Below are 13,378 nucleotides of genomic sequence, written 5' to 3'. Positions count from 1 at the left end.
GGGTTCAACCGCACAAAAAAATGCATTACCCCTGAGGGGCAATGCATTTGGAAATTTGGATTTATTCGAACAGCTGCAAATACTCGCCGTAGCCTTCCCTCTGCATTTCTTCCTTCGGCACAAACCGGAGCGCAGCGGAATTGATGCAGTAACGTAGCCCGTTCGGTCCGGGCCCGTCGTCGAACACATGGCCGAGGTGAGAGTCGCCTTTTTTGCTTCGTACCTCGGTGCGGACCATCATGTGGGTAAGATCCATTTTTTCCTTGATGTTGTATTCGCGAATCGGACGGGTGAAGCTCGGCCATCCGCAGCCGGCGTCGTATTTGTCCGTAGAACTGAAGAGCGGCTCGCCGGACACGATATCGACGTAAATGCCTTCCCCATGATGGTCCCAATACTCATTGTGGAACGGGGGTTCGGTGGCGTTGTTCTGCGTCACTTCATATTGTATCGGCGTCAGGCGCTGCTTAAGCTCGGCGGTATCCACAGGCTCCGACCAGTGCTGCTCAATGAAATCCTCCCGTCCGGAGCCTTTGCGATAGCGTTTGTAATGGCTCGGATTTTTCTTGTGGTAATCCTGATGGTATTCCTCGGCTTCATAGAAGGTGCTCGCCGGGATGATCGGCGTCACGATCGGTCCGTCGAAACGTCCGCTGGCCGCCACGGCCTGCTTGGATTGCTCCGCAAGCTCGCGCTGCTCCTCCGTATGGTAAAAAATAGCGGTGCGGTAGGATGTCCCGCGGTCATGGAATTGTCCGCCCTCATCCGTAGGATCGATTTGCTGCCAGAAAAGCTCGAGCAGCTTCTCATATGGGAAAACTTCAGGGTTATAGGTGATTTGAACGGCCTCATAATGGCCTGTGGTATCGGAGCATACCTCTTCATAGGTTGGATTTTCCTTGTGGCCGCCAGTATAACCGGAAACGACCTTCAGAATGCCCGGCAGCTCGTCAAAGGGAGAGACCATACACCAGAAGCAGCCTCCCGCAAAGGTAGCCAATTCGCTTGGGGTTGAACGATTATTCATATATTATCCCTCCATCGTTTTATAACAATATAAAATGTAAGTCTTATTGTTATTATAATCATTTTGGTCAAGGAAACCAAAAAATTGCTCCGATTATGTCGTTCTCCCCTTATACCACCACCGGAAAGCGGCCATGAACAAAGCGGTTAGCAGCATAAGTCCAGCCGCTACAGCCGCGAAGATGACCGGATGATCGGCCAATCCGCTGCCAAGCCAGGCGTACAGGAGGATGGCTGGAATTTTGCCGATGGCGGAAGCGGCGGTGTACGTCCAGAATGGGATCGAGGCGACGCCGGCATATAGATTGACGGCCATTTGGGGTATCACGGGCAGCAGGCGAGCGAGCAGGATCGACTGAAAGGGGCGCCGTTCAACCGCGGTCGTAAACCTGTGTATGGCCGTGTATTTCCCAAGCAGCCGTCTGCCGGACTCCTGATATAAAGACCGCACAGCCGCATACAGGATGACGGCGGCGATCGTCGTTCCGAACCACGATATGGCTGCCGCCCAGACGGTGCCGTATGCATACCCGAGAATAGCGATAACCACTTTGTAGGGGGCTATGGGAAATAAGGCAAGCAGGGCTGCCAGCAGGATCATGAGGAAGAGCGGGGGATCGCTCTCCAGCCACTCCGTGATATCATGCCTGTATGAAAAAGCAAGTGCCAGTACTGCCGCATATAGGATGGGGATGATCCATCTCTTCATGTAGAATCCTCACTTTGCATCATTGACCTGAATAGCACCATGATAGCAAAAAAACAGGCATGCTGCCCGTCTTTGGAAGACTCTCGCAATCGATACTATGGAAAAATTTGAATATACAAGCGATTTTTCGTATGTTATAATATGTCCAACCGAATAGTTCCCAAAGGGGAGTAGCTTCATAAGAAAACCTCGGTCGTGGCCTTATCAAGGATGAACAACCGCGACTTCAACGGTAGGTTTTCTTGCGATATAGAATTTCATGGGCTCTGCCGATGACTTATAAATTCTATATCGTAAGTAAAGTCGTCATTACGGGACTAACCCTCCCCGGCTTTATTGGCAACGATGAGTTGTTTAGCGAGACCTTTGCCTGATTGTTTCATGATGAGGTGGAGGTCTATTTTTGCGTCCAAAAAACGCTGTAGACCCTACCGATGAAGGGAACAGCGTTTTTTTGGGTGGAGGACATCGGTAGGTGAAAACCTAATCAGAACATGAAAGAAAGGGTGGGGAATCATGGATTTGCTGTCGATGGAATTTTGGACCGCGCTGCTGTCGATTGTCCTCATTGACCTCGTGCTGGCAGGCGATAATGCTATCGTTATCGGTCTCGCCGCTCGCAATGTCCAGAAAGAGGACCAGAAGAAGGTCATCCTGTGGGGAACCGTCGGTGCGATCATCATACGGATCGTAGCCACGCTGCTCGTTGTCCAGCTCTTGATGATCCCCGGCTTGCGCTTGATCGGCGGCATTGCGCTGCTGTGGATTGCCTACAAGCTGCTGGTCGATGAGAAGCAGCATGAAATTTCCGCGGGCAACCAAATGTGGGCGGCTATCCGTACGATCATCATCGCGGATGCCATGATGGGACTGGATAACGTTCTTGCCGTAGCAGGCGCTGCCGGTGAAAGCTTCATGCTCGTTATTGTCGGACTTGCGATTTCCGTTCCGATCATGGTGTGGGGCAGTACCATTATCCTGAAGCTGACGGATCGCTTCCCGATTATCATCACGATCGGCGCTGCGGTGTTAGCCTGGACCGCATCGAAGATGGTGGTGGAAGAGCCGATGATTCACGGCTGGTTCGCAAATGGCGTCGTGAAGTACGGGTTTGAGGTTATCGTCATTGCCATCGTCATCGGCATCGGAACCTGGATGAAGAAGAAGAATGAGCACAAAGCGAAGAGCAACCCGGTACAGGTAAAGATGGTCGACTAGTTTAAGACTTTGTCTGAACCGGAACCAAGCGGTATAATGTCTTCATGAACGAACAGAGCTCATAACGCCCTGTTCGCATGAGGAGGAGTAAATGCATGGAATCTGCGGGGAAGTCCGTAGAAGAACGGATAGCGGAATCGTACCGTCAGGATGAGGATATGATGATCCTCGTGTTTGCCCAGTGGTGTGTGAATCACAGTCTGGATCCGGCTGAGCTGTACCGTAAAGCCTATCCGGATCAGCCGGACAATGAGCGGTTGACGCGCGTGCTTGAACTGACGGTGCCCAAAGAAGAGGCTGGGGAAATACCGGATCAGACCTTGCTTGGCGTCCTGTCGATGTTCGGTAATGAAGACTTGGCTATCGTTGTTGCCGAGGCAGCGGCCACCCTTGGTCCTGACAAGAAGTAACGGAATCATGGAATATCTTACATCCGATTCAAAGAAGAAGCGGGTCGATCAAGGAAAAACCTTGGTCGGCCCGCTTTTTTACAGTGGAGGTATGACCATTAATTGGAGGTTCGGCTGGACATGCGGAATTGCTTAGGCGAAACGCCGAATCGGGAACGGAAAACGCGGTGAAAATAAGTGTAGTTCGCAAAGCCGGAGGTTTCGGCGACATCCTCCAGGGAGAGGGGGCTGAAAACGATCCGTTCCTTTGCCATGCTCAGTCGCACGTCCATGGTGTACTGCATGATGGTGGTGCCGAATGCTTCCTTGAACAGATGGACTGCCCGGGAAACGCTGATGCCGACATGGGCGGCGACATCCTCCAGCTTGAACATGGAGGAGGCATTCTCTTCAATGTAGTTCTTCATGCGGTAGGCGAGATACGTCTTGGGGGTTGTTGACGGCTGCTCCGATAACAGGCGGTCCACCTCCAGGCACAGAATCCGCACGGTGTAATCCGAAATCTCGGGATAAGGATCCGATACGCGCCGCTGCTCGAGCAGAATTTGCCGAAACAGACTCAGGTATCGCTCCTCCAGCGGCACCCTGATTTTGGTCGGGCGTTTCTTGGAATTCCACCACGCGTCCGCCCAAGGCCCTTTGAAAAAAATATGATAATCGCCGCTTTCGATGGTCAATTCACCCAATGCGTTGTATTCGTCATCGATTCGAAGTTCATAAGGCTGTCCGGGCGTGAAGATCAACAGATCCCCTGCCTCGACGAGCGACAGCTTGCCGTCGATTTTGGCGCGGCATTTGCCGTCGGTCTGCCAACGCATCAAATAGGTGTCGAAACCGTCCGCCAGGGACATCTTGAAAGGTTTGCGATGAAATGAGAAATCCGCTGCTACGACTTGGTTGGAAAGATTTGAATCCATTGCTAAAGTCCCCTTTGAAGAATAAGAAAATAATGACCAGATTGTTCATGTTTTAATCATATTCTTCATTTTAAACGAAAGCATAAAAGAATACCATTGTACTAGTCCGAGCACATCTATTGGTTCAAGGAGTGACATCGATGAAAAAAATGAGAGCAGGTATAATTGGCTGCGGAACCATCAGCGGCGTATACTTCACGAACTTGAAAAACAGCCCTTGGGTTGAAATCGTGGCATGTGCCGATCTCATTCCGGACAACGCCAAAGCGAAAGCGGAAGAGTTCAACATCCCGAACGTATACACGGTTGAGGAGATGCTCGCACAGACAGATATTGAGTTTATTATTAATTTGACCATTCCGGCCAGCCACGCTAATGTCGATATCGCCTCCCTGGAAGCAGGAAAGCATGTCTACAGTGAAAAACCGCTGGCCATAACCCTTGACGAAGCCCGCCGCGTTCTGAATATCGCGGATCAGAAGGGGCTTCGCGTCGGCTGCGCACCGGATACGTTCCTAGGCTCCGGCGTACAGACGGCCAAAGCGGCCATTGAATCCGGGCTGATCGGCAGACCTGTTGCAGCAACGGCGTTTATGATGGGGGCAGGACCGGAAGCATGGCATCCCAATCCCGAATTTTTTTACGCGTCGGGCGGAGGTCCAATGATGGACATGGGACCTTATTATGTGTCGGCCCTGGTAGAGCTGCTGGGTCCCGCAAGCCGGATCAGCGCATCCACAGGCATCCAGATCCCGGACCGTTCCGTCGGCTCCGGCCCGCTTCAAGGAAAGCCGATCACGGTTCAGACGCCGACGCATTTGGCAGGGACGCTGGATTTTGAGAACGGTGCCATTGCAACCATGATTACCAGTTTCGATATCTTTGGCGGATCCAATCTGCCCTGGATCGAAATCTACGGCACGCAGGGCAGCCTGAGTCTCGGCGATCCGAACTACTTCAACGGGGAAGTGAAGCTGCGCAAGCACGGCTCCGAGGAGTGGGAATTGCTTGAGCCCGCCTTCGAATGCGGGAAGAACGAGCGGGGTCTGGGCATCCATGATATGATCCAATCGATTCATGAGCAGAAGGACCACCGCGTAAGCGGGCGCCTGGCTTATCACGTGCTGGAGATCATGCAGTCCTTTCAGCAGTCTTCGCTGGAGGGAAGACATATCGTTCTGCAAAGCACGTACCGTTATGGCAAACTTCCGGCACCTCAGCAGGCAGAATCGGCAGAATAGGGAACTGGAAGCCTGGTCCATATTCTTGTAAACTGGTTATGAACAACAGGCAAACCAGCTTCTGACGGATCTGGCAGGATGATGAGCTCTTGCCCGGCGATCCGCATGAAAGCGTTGCACTAATATTGGGACAGCTCCAATAAGATCAACAGTATGGGGAGGAAATGGACATGTCGAACACGTTGAAAATCGGAATTATCGGCTGCGGGGGAATCGCCAACGGCAAGCATATGCCGAGCTTGAAGAAGCAGGCACAAGCCGAATTGGTCGCTTTTTGCGACATCGTGGAAGAGCGTGCGCAGAAGGCAGCTGCCGAATACGGGGTTGAAGGCGCAAAAGTGTACACGGATTTCAGGGAATTGCTGAATGACGGCAGCATTGACGTCATCCATGTATGTACGCCGAACGACTCGCACTCCGAAATCACGGTAGCATCCCTGGAAGCCGGCAAGCACGTGATGTGCGAGAAGCCGATGGCAAAAACGGTTTCCGAAGCACAGGCAATGCTGGATGCCGCAAAGCGCACAGGCAAAAAACTGACCATCGGTTATAACAACCGTTTCCGGGACGACAGCATGTATTTGAAGGGGATCTGCGAGGAAGGCGAGCTGGGCGAGATCTACTACGGTAAAGCCTTGGCCGTCCGCCGCCGCGCCGTTCCGACCTGGGGCGTATTCCTTGACGAGGAGAAGCAAGGCGGAGGTCCGTTGATCGATATCGGAACCCATGCGCTGGATTTGACCTTGTGGCTGATGGACAATTACAAGCCGAAAAGCGTGCTGGGATCCACGTTCCATAAATTGGGTCAACGCGAGAATGCGGCGAATGCGTTCGGTCCGTGGGATCCGAAGGAATTCACGGTAGAGGATTCGGCATTCGGATTTATTACGATGGAGAACGGAGCCACAATCGTTCTGGAATCCAGCTGGGCGCTTAACGTCCTCGAGATCGGCGAAGCGAAAGCCGTATTGGCGGGAACCGAAGGCGGAGCCGACATGAAAGACGGCTTGCGCATCAACGGCGAGAAAATGAGCAGGCTGTATGAAACCAAAGTGGATCTGAACGCCGGCGGCGTAGCTTTCTATTCGGGCTCCAAGGAAAACGACTCGGACCGTGAAGCAAGAATGTGGCTCGAAGCGATTATAGAGGATAAAGATCCGGTCGTTAAGCCGGAGCAGGCGTTTGTGGTGACGCAAATCCTGGAAGCGATCTATGAATCTGCGAAGACGGGTAAAGCGGTTTATTTCGACAACTAAATTTTGCAATCAATATGATGACTAAGCTAAACCAGGAGGTTATACAATGAAATTAGGCGTATTTATGGTATTGCTGAGTGGACGTAAACTGGAGGATGCTTTGGACTACGTGGCATCCAAGGGCCTTAAAGCAGTTGAAATCGGAACAGGCGGTTATCCCGGAAATGCACATTGCAACCCGGTCGAGCTGCTTGAGAATGAAACCGCGTTGAAAAACTTCAAAAACGCGGTGGAATCCCGCGGGCTGATCATTAGCGCACTGAGCTGCCACGGCAATCCGCTTCATCCGCAAAAGGCAATCGCTAAAGAATTCCATGACACATACGTAAAAACGGTGGAGCTTGCCGAAAAGCTTGAAGTACCTGTTGTCAACACATTCTCCGGCTGCCCAGGCGACCACGAGGATGCCAAATACCCGAACTGGCCGGTAGCGCCTTGGCCTAACGACTATCAAGAGATCCTGACTTGGCAGTGGGATAACAAGGTCATTCCTTATTGGACCGAGTGGGGTAAATTTGCGGCAGACCGCAATGTCAAAATCGGTTTGGAACTGCACGGCGGCTTCTCCGTTCACACGCCGGGCACGCTGCTCCGTTTGCGCGAAGCCGCAGGCGAAGTGATCGGTGCCAACCTGGATCCGAGCCACATGTGGTGGCAAGGGATTGACCCTGTTCAAGCGATTCAAATTTTGGGCCGCGAAGGAGCGATCCACCACTTCCATGCGAAGGATACTAGCATTGATCCGATTAACGTGAACAAACACGGTCTCACGGATATGCAGTCGTATGCGAACATGCTGGATCGCGCTTGGCAGTTCCGCAGCGTAGGTTACGGACACGATGTGAAGGAATGGGCGGATATGATGAGTGCTCTTCGCCTGGTTGGATATGACTATGTCGTGAGCATTGAACATGAAGACGGACTGATGTCCGTTGAAGAAGGCTTCTCCAAAGCGGTGCAAAACCTTCAGCAAGTGCTGATCGAAGAGCCGCTCGGAGAAATGTGGTGGGTCTAACAGCGTAGAGAATAACGAATAAGCAATTAGGGGGAACAGCAACATGCTTAACGTAACCATATGGAATGAATTCGTGCACGAGAAAATCCATGATGAGGTTCGGAGCGTTTATCCGACGGGCATTCACACAGCTTTGGCGGAGGGTCTGCAAAATCCGGATTTCATCATTAGAACGGCAACGCTCGACCAGCCGGAGCATGGATTGACGGACGATGTACTGGATTCAACCGATGTGCTGTTGTGGTGGGGGCATATGGCTCATGACCAGGTTAGTGACGAAATCGTAAGCAAGGTCGTAAAACGCGTGCAGGATGGTATGGGACTGATCGTTCTCCATTCCGGACATTTTTCCAAACCGTTCAAAGCTTTGATGGGCACGAGCTGCGATTTGAAGTGGCGCGAAGCAGGAGAACAGGAAATTATTTGGAGCGTGAATCCGACGCATCCGATTGCGGCGGGAATTACGGGACCGATGATCATCGAGCACGAGGAAATGTACGGGGAGTTCTTTGACATTCCGGCCCCCGATGAGCTGGTATTCGTCAGCAATTTCGAGGGCGGGGAAGTGTTCCGCAGCGGATGCACATTCAAACGCGGGCATGGGAACATTTTTTACTTCCGTCCAGGGCATGAGACCTATCCAACCTACTACAACCCCGAAGTGCTGAAAGTGATCTCCAATGCGATTAACTGGGCTCATTCCACGGCAGGCAAGCAAACGTTCGGCAACAGTCAGCCGGTTCGCGCGCTTCCCGTTTTAGTCTAAGCAATAAACAGCGCATTATCTTAATCATCAACGAACGAGCCGTTCAAGGTACAGTCCTTGTTCGGCTCGTTTTTTTGGTATGTTGGGGCTGCTTTTTCGAAATGTTTTTTGCCGGCTGGGGATAGAATATACGTGAATATGGGGTATTGTATGATATAGGAGAGGGGGGCTGTACACATGAACGAAGTACAAAGCGCACCTGTAGATCCCGCAATCATCGCCATATGCCGGGCCAGGCTCGTCCATCAACCCGTTGAGGGCTTCCTGCTCGGAAGGGGAGTCCGCTTTGCGAAAATCATGTTCATCGGGGAAGCGCCCGGAGCTCATGAAGTATTGGAAGGCAAACCTTTCGTAGGGCAGGCCGGACAAGAGATGAACGCGTACCTGGAACGTCTGAAACTGACGCGGGACCAGGTATATATTACCAGTGCCATGCGAAGCAGGCCCTACAAGGATAAAGTGCTCGTGAGGCCTTCGGGCGAGAATGTCATCAGCCGATCGAATCGCACGCCGACCAAGGCGGAAATTTTGGCGCATGCGCCTTTGCTTGATGAAGAGATCCGATGGGTCCGCCCGGACATCCTGGCACCGATGGGAAATACCGCGCTGCACCGGTTAATCGGAAGCCATGAAACGGTGACGTCGCTGCACGGCAAGCTGATGGAGGGCCCGGTTCAGCAAGCGGCAGATCCGAAAAATCCCGGAGCAGGCTATGTTTTTTCACCGGAGACCTATAAGATATTCCCTCTGTTCCATCCAGCGGCGGTGCTGTATAATAGGAAATTATCCACTTTGATTGAGGACGATTTGGATATTTTGGCTCGGATATTAGGGGGATAAGCGCTGATTTTCTGGGAAAAAGGGGCTAGGAGGTTTTCAGCTTCTCGAAAATATGCTAAAATGAAACATACTTACAATTCGTAAGTTTTCTAGATTTTTGGGTAAGCTTATGAGTTTCTATAAACAAGGTGACTTCGTAAAGAGGTGAAGGGATATGGAAGTTACAAATGTTACGATGTGTCCCCGTTTCGAATCGGCCTTTTCTTTTCTGGGCAAACGGTGGAATGGCTTGATTATTCAAACGCTGATGAGCGGGCCTAAGCGCTTTAAGGATATTTCGAATTTGATTCCGTCCATGAGCGATAAAATGCTCTCCGAGCGGATGAAGGATTTGGAATGCGAAGGCATACTGATTCGTCATGTCTATCCGGAAACTCCGGTACGTATTGAATATGAACTGACTGAAAAAGGCAAAGCACTGCGTCCGGTGATGGAGCAAATTTCATCCTGGGCAGAACAATGGGTCGACAGATGAGTCATCTTAAGACTCCCGTTGACGATTAAACCCTGGCATGAGATATCCTCATTTCAGGGTTTTTTTTCTAACCAGCATGGCTGATTTTTCGTTTCGTCCTGCAAAAATATCCGGACATGCACCAAGCTGACGCACCTTCTATATGATGTAATAATCCAGGCGGCATATCAAGGAGGCGAGCCCATGATCAAGCGAACGAATATCTCCCGGTTCCATTATGGACAAGAGGACATCTCAGAGCTTGAAAACGCTTCATTACAAGTGCTTCATATATTTGAGAAAACCAAGCGGGTGCTGAGCCAGTATGTACCGGAATCACTGTGGTCGGCCGTGTGTGGAACAAGCCCAGACGCTGTAGCATCCCTTAGCCAAGACGGCACAGCTCGGGTCGACATGTTCCAGAAGTGGGTCAAAGCTCCCGGCGGATGGAAGTTCATTGGTTATGAAACCGAAACATTGAATTCGTCTTCCGAGCAAAATAAGGGACGGATGGGAAGATTCCTGCATATGATCATCTGGTCGCTCTACGAGAAAATCGTGATGCTGCATCCCTTCCTCGGCAGCGAAGCGTTCTTCGACGGGGAGGAGCTGGACGTGATCGCCCATTATTTTGTGCCTACGTATATTAGTGCCTTACCTTTGGTGCAGCAAGGAAAAGCCTATAAGACCATTCAGGCCGGCATCGTACTGTACCAGGAGCATATCGAGGCACCTGCCGTCATCATGCAGTCGGAAGGAGGCCTTTTGGAGGGGAATTGGATGACCGGGGTGAACCTGGATGCGGGGGGATTTGCCGGAATTCGTCCCTATTTAAAAGTGCCCGGCGGCGAACGAGCCTATATGGAAGCCGAAATCATATAGCATGCGGCTGTTTAGGATAACCTTGTTCCAATCGAACAGGGTTATTTGGTATTTTTATTTAAATTTTAAAGATCAATGTGAAATTAATCACAAAAATATATGCCTTTACACGATATAATTTACTTGTAAGCAGTGGAGTACACGAGAACAAGATCACGTGTTGGGGAGGAATCAAACGATGTCCAATATAAAGAGAGATAAGTTGGTTGTCATTGGCAACGGTATTGCAGGCATAAGCACGGTCGAGCAAATCATTAAATTGGGTGGGAAATTTGACATCACCGTCATTGGACAGGAGCCTCACCCGAACTACAATCGCATTATGCTGTCCTATGTGCTGGAAGGCAGCAAAACCTTGGACGACATTGTATTGAATGACTGGAAATGGTACGAGGACAATCAGATCACCCTGCATACGGGTGTGACCGTCACCGCCATCGACGGGGAGCGCAAGGTAGTGACGGCCGATAACGGATTGACGGTTCCTTATGACAAAGTGATTATAGCTACAGGTTCGAAACCTTTTATATTGCCTGTACCGGGCAGTGATAAAGAGGGAGTTATCGGATTTCGAAACATCGCCGACTGCACGCAGATGCTTCAAGCCGCCAAGGCATACAAGAAAGCGGCCGTCATCGGCGGAGGGCTGCTGGGTCTGGAAGCCGCTAAGGGATTGGTCAGCCTGGGCATGGAGGTGACGGTGGTTCATCTCATGCAGGATTTGATGGAGAGCCAGCTGGATTCCATGGCATCGGGGATGCTGCAAAGGGAGCTGGAGCGGCAGGGCATCCGGTTCTTATTAGGCAAACAAACCACGGAAATCATGGGCGATGAGAGGGTCACGGGGCTGCGGTTCAAAGATGGGGATGAGCTTGAAGCGGAACTCGTGGTCATGGCCGTGGGGATCAGAGCGAACGTTGCTGCCGCCCAAGCGAGCGGTATCGAAGTGAACCGGGGAATCGTAGTCAACGATTATCTTCAGACCTCCTGGCCGGATGTGTATGCGGTCGGCGAATGCTGCGAGCATCGGGGGGCATGCTACGGCTTGGTTGCGCCGTTGTTCGAGCAGGGACAGGTTCTTGCCAAGCATCTCTGCGGCGTGGACGGCCAGCCTTACGAGGGCAGCATCGTATCGACGAAACTGAAAATCAGCGGCGTTGATGTATTCTCCGCAGGAGAATTCATGGAGCAGGCTGAGCACTCGGTGATCGTGGCAAAGGACGATTGGCGCAAGACTTATAAGAAAATCCTGCTGCGCGACAATATCATCGCCGGTGCGATATTGTTCGGGGATGTCAGCGATTCGGCCAGCCTTCAATCCATGATACGAAAAAAGACGGCCATGACCGAGGAGATCTATCATTCGATCATGGGCACCGAATGTGCAGGGAAAGGAACCGGCAAGGCCTTCTCGCTGGATAAGATGCCCGACGATGAAATCGTCTGCGGCTGCAACGGCGTAACCAAAAAGGCCATTGTGGATGCCGTGACGCTTCAAGGCCTCACGACGGTGGACGAAATCAAAGCTTGCACGGGAGCGACCCGTTCTTGCGGAGGCTGCAAGCCAGTCGTGGAGCAAATCCTTCAGAGCGTACTGGGCGATGGCTTTAAGACGGCAGGCAAACAAGGCATATGTCCGTGCACCACGCTCGACCGGGACGAAATCGTCGCCGAAATCAGCGCCAAGGGGCTGACTACGACGAAGGAAGTCATGCATGTTCTGAACTTCAGCAACCCTGAGGGCTGCTCGAAATGCCGTCCCGCCATCCATTATTATCTGGCGATGCTGAATCCGGTGACCCATCAGGAGGAGAGGGAGTCCCGCTTCGTCAACGAGCGGATGAACGCCAACATTCAGAAAGACGGCACTTACACGGTAGTGCCAAGAATGTACGGCGGCGTTACCACGCCGGAGGATTTGAAGAAAATTGCGGACGTATCGCTTAAGTACAATGTTAAGGTCGTTAAGGTAACCGGCGGACAGCGACTGGATCTGATCGGCGTGAAGAAGGAAGATCTGCCAAGCGTATGGGAAGAGCTGGATATGCCGTCCGGTTATGCTTATGCCAAATCGCTGCGGACCGTCAAGACCTGCGTAGGCTCCCAATTCTGCCGCTTCGGCACGCAGGATTCGATGGGCATGGGTGCATTCCTCGAGGAGAAATTCGAGCGGCTGGATTTTCCGGCGAAGTTTAAAATGGCGGTCAACGGATGTCCGCGAAATTGTGCCGAATCGTGCACGAAGGACATCGGGATCGTCGGCAATGACGGCGGATGGGAGATATTCGTCGGAGGCAACGGCGGAACGAAGGCGCGCCTGGCCGATTCGTTCTGTAAGGTGAAGACGGACGAGGAATTGATCGAGATCTGCGGCGCCTTGATGCAGTACTACCGTGAAACCGGCAAGTACCTCGAGAGAACGTCGGAATGGGTAGAGCGTCTGGGACTGGAACAAATCCGTGCGGCGGTCCTTGATGATGCTAAACAGCGTAAGGAGCTGGTGGAAAGAATTGAGCTGGCCCTGCAGCAAGTGGAAGATCCGTGGAAGAAAGTGCTGAACGACGATAAGCTGCGCAATACGCTGTTCCAGGACGCAAGACCGGTCGGCAGCAAGTAATCGAGGGGGAGAACGGTTCCCCCTCGG

At 51.9% G+C, this 13,378-nt stretch carries 13 protein-coding genes; 10 read left to right on the top strand and 3 right to left on the bottom strand.

The window, feature by feature from the left end:
• Positions 1–61: 61 nt before the first annotated feature.
• Both msrA and AC3RCL_RS20120 read right to left on the bottom strand, forming a co-directional pair.
• On the bottom strand, positions 62–1,027 hold the full coding sequence (gene msrA, locus AC3RCL_RS20125) for a peptide-methionine (S)-S-oxide reductase MsrA (RefSeq protein ID WP_375120954.1): 966 nt from the start codon (positions 1,025–1,027) through the stop codon (positions 62–64).
• Between the two features lie 93 nt (positions 1,028–1,120).
• Positions 1,121–1,735, bottom strand: a complete 615-nt coding sequence (locus AC3RCL_RS20120) for a TVP38/TMEM64 family protein (RefSeq protein ID WP_492531541.1) — start codon at positions 1,733–1,735, stop codon at positions 1,121–1,123.
• Positions 1,736–2,251: 516 nt separating this feature from the next.
• On the opposite strand from AC3RCL_RS20120, the gene AC3RCL_RS20115 reads away from it, so the two are divergent.
• Positions 2,252–2,953 (top strand): TerC family protein, encoded by a 702-nt coding sequence (locus AC3RCL_RS20115; RefSeq protein WP_015734420.1) that lies wholly within the window; start codon positions 2,252–2,254, stop codon positions 2,951–2,953.
• 95 nt (positions 2,954–3,048) lie between these two features.
• Positions 3,049–3,363, top strand: coding sequence for a protein YxiS (gene yxiS / locus AC3RCL_RS20110; RefSeq protein ID WP_492531539.1), 315 nt, complete (start codon positions 3,049–3,051; stop codon positions 3,361–3,363).
• Between the two features lie 98 nt (positions 3,364–3,461).
• Here the strand turns inward: yxiS and AC3RCL_RS20105 are convergent, their stop codons facing one another.
• Positions 3,462–4,280, bottom strand: a complete 819-nt coding sequence (locus AC3RCL_RS20105; RefSeq protein WP_090911011.1) for an AraC family transcriptional regulator — start codon at positions 4,278–4,280, stop codon at positions 3,462–3,464.
• Between the two features lie 140 nt (positions 4,281–4,420).
• On the opposite strand from AC3RCL_RS20105, the gene AC3RCL_RS20100 reads away from it, so the two are divergent.
• The 8 genes from AC3RCL_RS20100 to nirB all read left to right on the top strand — a co-directional run bounded on the left by AC3RCL_RS20100 (position 4,421) and on the right by nirB (position 13,351).
• Complete coding sequence (locus tag AC3RCL_RS20100; RefSeq protein WP_009592824.1) at positions 4,421–5,521, top strand: Gfo/Idh/MocA family protein; 1,101 nt, start codon at positions 4,421–4,423, stop codon at positions 5,519–5,521.
• Positions 5,522–5,691: 170 nt separating this feature from the next.
• Positions 5,692–6,777, top strand: a complete 1,086-nt coding sequence (locus AC3RCL_RS20095; protein WP_492531536.1) for a Gfo/Idh/MocA family protein — start codon at positions 5,692–5,694, stop codon at positions 6,775–6,777.
• Between the two features lie 46 nt (positions 6,778–6,823).
• Entirely contained in the window at positions 6,824–7,792 is a 969-nt protein-coding gene (locus AC3RCL_RS20090; RefSeq protein ID WP_009592834.1) for a sugar phosphate isomerase/epimerase family protein, read from the top strand.
• A 43-nt stretch (positions 7,793–7,835) separates the two neighbouring features.
• A complete protein-coding gene (locus tag AC3RCL_RS20085; protein WP_492531533.1) occupies positions 7,836–8,558 on the top strand; it encodes a ThuA domain-containing protein in 723 nt (240 codons plus the stop codon).
• Between the two features lie 177 nt (positions 8,559–8,735).
• A complete protein-coding gene (locus AC3RCL_RS20080) occupies positions 8,736–9,398 on the top strand; it encodes a uracil-DNA glycosylase (RefSeq protein WP_492531531.1) in 663 nt (220 codons plus the stop codon).
• Positions 9,399–9,552: 154 nt separating this feature from the next.
• Entirely contained in the window at positions 9,553–9,873 is a 321-nt protein-coding gene (locus tag AC3RCL_RS20075; protein ID WP_009592832.1) for a winged helix-turn-helix transcriptional regulator, read from the top strand.
• A gap of 183 nt (positions 9,874–10,056) precedes the next feature.
• The gene (locus AC3RCL_RS20070) at positions 10,057–10,734 is read left to right on the top strand and encodes a hypothetical protein (RefSeq protein ID WP_277748533.1); all 678 of its coding nucleotides are present in this window, start codon (positions 10,057–10,059) and stop codon (positions 10,732–10,734) included.
• Between the two features lie 178 nt (positions 10,735–10,912).
• Positions 10,913–13,351, top strand: a complete 2,439-nt coding sequence (nirB, locus tag AC3RCL_RS20065) for a nitrite reductase large subunit NirB (RefSeq protein WP_492531528.1) — start codon at positions 10,913–10,915, stop codon at positions 13,349–13,351.
• Positions 13,352–13,378 lie beyond the last annotated feature (27 nt).

The sequence above is a fragment of the Paenibacillus sp. MT86 genome (assembly GCF_058792535.1).
The sequence above is the reverse complement of the archived record's forward strand: the minus strand, read 5'-3'. Positions and strand labels throughout refer to the sequence as shown.

Coding starts and splice junctions, on each gene's coding strand:
- AC3RCL_RS20070 (WP_277748533.1), top strand. CDS start 10,057: ATGATCAAGCGAACGAATATCTCCCGGTTCCATTATGGACAAGAGGAC.
- AC3RCL_RS20080 (WP_492531531.1), top strand. CDS start 8,736: ATGAACGAAGTACAAAGCGCACCTGTAGATCCCGCAATCATCGCCATA.
- msrA (WP_375120954.1), bottom strand. CDS start 1,027: ATGAATAATCGTTCAACCCCAAGCGAATTGGCTACCTTTGCGGGAGGC.
- AC3RCL_RS20115 (WP_015734420.1), top strand. CDS start 2,252: ATGGATTTGCTGTCGATGGAATTTTGGACCGCGCTGCTGTCGATTGTC.
- AC3RCL_RS20085 (WP_492531533.1), top strand. CDS start 7,836: ATGCTTAACGTAACCATATGGAATGAATTCGTGCACGAGAAAATCCAT.
- AC3RCL_RS20105 (WP_090911011.1), bottom strand. CDS start 4,280: ATGGATTCAAATCTTTCCAACCAAGTCGTAGCAGCGGATTTCTCATTT.
- yxiS (WP_492531539.1), top strand. CDS start 3,049: ATGGAATCTGCGGGGAAGTCCGTAGAAGAACGGATAGCGGAATCGTAC.
- AC3RCL_RS20075 (WP_009592832.1), top strand. CDS start 9,553: ATGGAAGTTACAAATGTTACGATGTGTCCCCGTTTCGAATCGGCCTTT.
- AC3RCL_RS20095 (WP_492531536.1), top strand. CDS start 5,692: ATGTCGAACACGTTGAAAATCGGAATTATCGGCTGCGGGGGAATCGCC.
- AC3RCL_RS20090 (WP_009592834.1), top strand. CDS start 6,824: ATGAAATTAGGCGTATTTATGGTATTGCTGAGTGGACGTAAACTGGAG.
- nirB (WP_492531528.1), top strand. CDS start 10,913: ATGTCCAATATAAAGAGAGATAAGTTGGTTGTCATTGGCAACGGTATT.
- AC3RCL_RS20120 (WP_492531541.1), bottom strand. CDS start 1,735: ATGAAGAGATGGATCATCCCCATCCTATATGCGGCAGTACTGGCACTT.
- AC3RCL_RS20100 (WP_009592824.1), top strand. CDS start 4,421: ATGAAAAAAATGAGAGCAGGTATAATTGGCTGCGGAACCATCAGCGGC.